This window comes from Moorena sp. SIO4E2 (assembly GCF_010671945.1).
Classification (GTDB): domain Bacteria; phylum Cyanobacteriota; class Cyanobacteriia; order Cyanobacteriales; family Coleofasciculaceae; genus Moorena; species Moorena producens.
Genome location: NZ_JAAHIE010000779.1, coordinates 1 through 2,887, shown reverse-complemented (window position 1 = coordinate 2,887; position 2,887 = coordinate 1). Strand labels below are relative to the sequence as shown.

General features: G+C 41.5%; 1 protein-coding gene and 1 pseudogene. Both read left to right on the top strand.

What is annotated here, in order from left to right; all coding sequences use genetic code 11:
• The first annotated feature begins 194 nt into the window (after window positions 1-194).
• The gene (locus F6K37_RS37065; RefSeq protein ID WP_287255986.1) at window positions 195-1,592 is read left to right on the top strand and encodes an RNA-guided endonuclease InsQ/TnpB family protein; all 1,398 of its coding nucleotides are present in this window, start codon (window positions 195-197) and stop codon (window positions 1,590-1,592) included.
• A gap of 997 nt (window positions 1,593-2,589) precedes the next feature.
• Window positions 2,590-2,887, top strand: a pseudogene (locus F6K37_RS37060) (hypothetical protein); the annotation flags it as partial.

Sequence of the window (2,887 nt, the reverse complement as noted above, 5' to 3'; positions counted from 1 at the left end):
TGAGTCCTTGGCGGAAAGTTGTAACCACTTCCACACACTGTCAGTGAACATTATAGTGTGTGGTTTTTTGAGTTCATCGTAATAGACAGGAACTCCCCTCATCTTTTTCTTTGAGTTTTTCTGGTTTTGAATTGACATATTTAGACCCTACGTATAGACTAGACATATGGTAACAAAAGAGGTCGAGGTTATCAATGTATAAGACGATACCAGTAAAAGCTGTTTTTTCAGATGAAGAAAAAGCGTTTTGGGAATTTCAATGCCAGCAAGCTAATAGCTTATTTAACTGCGCTATTTATTACGCAAAACAGAAACACTATAAATGGCTAGAAGAGCAGCAGGCTTATACAACTTATTGGCGAGAAGACGAACTAAAGGCAGGTTGGACGACCTACAAATGTGGGGTTAAATACCCTGAGATAGATAAAGCTTTAAAAATGTCGCCTCACTACAAAGCTATGGCTGCCCAATCTGCTCAGCAGACTCTTAAAACTGTAGGAGAGGCGATCGCAAGCTATAACCAGTTAGTTGGATTATATTACAAAGGAGAAGTTGACAAACCTAGATTTCCTCGTTACAGAAAATCCGGTGGATTAGCTTCTGTTACTTTCCCTAGGCAGGCGCTCACTTATAAGCAGGGTTTGTTTTATCCTTCAGTTAGCAAAGAAAGTAAGCCAGAACTGCTAACTCAAATAACCTTAGATCCTCCGGACTTTATAGATCCGGATTGGGTTAAAGAGGTCGCAGTTCGCCCCTGTTATGGACAGCTGTGGATCGACTGGATCATAGAGGATGGGAAGCAGCCACTAGCTACTAATCCAGATCTCAATTACTCCCAAGCCTTGGGTATAGATCATGGTGGAGATAATTGGCTGACCTGCGTTTCGACCTTAGGGAAGAGCTTCATTGTAGATGGAAAGAAGCTCAAGGCTATGAATCAAGGCTATTCCCGATTAGTAGCGAAACATAAAACTGGAAAACCAGAAAAATACTGGAATTCAACCCTAGACAGAATCCAGTTGAAGCGAAACAATCAAATGAGGGACGCAGTCAACAAAGCTGCCCGATTTATTATTAATCGCTGCTTGAACGACGGAATAGGAAACATAGTAATAGGTTGGAACGAAGGCCAAAAGAGCCGTTCCAATATGGGGAGAAAAGGTAATCAAAAGTTTGTAGTTATTCCCACTAAACGACTAATAGAAAGGCTTAAGCAACTTTGTCTCGAATATGGAATAAAGCTCATAATCACAGAAGAGTCATACACTAGTAAAGCGTCTTTCTTGGATGACGACTCCTTACCGAAATTAGGTGCAAAACCCGTTCGCGTAGCGTCGGCTTTGCCGAAAGGATGGAGGCCATCTGGCAAAAGAGTTAGGCGCGGACTTTATCAGACTGCTTCAGGAATGTTGATCAACGCCGATTGTAACGGCGCTGGTAACATCCTCAGAAAAGTAACCACACAGCCATTCGACCTGGCTAAGGTGGCTAGGGGAGCATTGACACTCCCGCACCGATACGATTTATTCAGTCACTTGTCTAAATCATATCGATATAAGGGTGGAGCGGTACGGGTTCACCCTACCGCGTAACATCCTTTAAGAATCCCCCGTGCTTTAGCCGGGGGAGATGTCAAGGTGGCTGATTAATATCTACCAATATTTAAAGTAGTTACCATCAGTATTAACATCCGGTGCCCAAACTATTCTTTTTATTCCCAAGTTCCATACAGCGTAAACGCATCTAATGGTGAAATGCCTACTCGATATGAAACTAATACGATAAGTAATTTTGCTTATTAATTTTGTAATCTTGTCTGAGTAAGGCTTCTATAGTTTAGATGTTTTTGCCCTGAATTTCCATAGGAAAGTAAATTTTCAAAAATCTTAAAGCTAGTTGAATCTACCATTCAATGACGCAATCACTAAGAGGTTGTCTGAGAAGTCTCATTTGCTACATCCAAGCCCCCGTTGTTCCCCCAAGCGAGGGATTGCTCGCTTGGGGTACTTTTAGCAGCAAATTGATTCTTGTTCCCCCCAAGCGAGGGATTGCTCGCTAGGGCGGCTAGGGGGGCAAAATTCAGTATAAAAAAACTTTTCAGATATCCTCTAAGATCGAGATTAGAGGCAAACAACTGCTCAGCAATACTAATCACCTCTTCAAGGAGGCTTTAAATGATTAAACTATCGACACCCTTTACCATGATCGCCCTTACCAGCGCTTCTATTTGCTATAAACTGTTGCGCGTGTGCCGTACTTTTCCAAAAATATAACAATTTTAAATGAACAAGACTTGAGATTTTGACGTACCAGTTGAGGCTCTTCTTATCTGCAACTGATAGGACCTCAAGTAGCATCTCAAGTAGCTTTTAAGCTGATAGCTGATAGCTTAAGCTAATTGCTAAATAATAAATTAACGACAAAGGTATCAATTAATAATCAATGTGGCAGATAGCATAGTGTCACAGTTATTCCTATCAAACAACAGAGGTTTATAGGAAAATATAAGTAAGTACTGTAATTGTTTAGAGTTTACTCGTACTCAAATAGGGAGGAAATAGTAACAACTAGTCTTAGGAGGGTTTTGCAATGGTGCGACAAGGTCTTAGAGGAGTCATAGCTTTAATAGTAGCCCTCTGTTCTATGCCCGTTTTATCCCAGACAGCGAATTTTGCTTCTTTAAACTTATCACCGGGTTTTTCCCCAAGTCAGGGAGAAGTCAGTGGTCACACCGGTGGTGCTTACTCGTTGTCATCGATTGCAAATAGCGATCGCAACAATGATCCCTGTATTGGTTTTGGAGACCCTACTCCAGATCACCTGATGGTTTTGGAGGCAGATTTACCCAGTTTAACTATAGGGGTCAACACAGAGGGAAAGGATACCA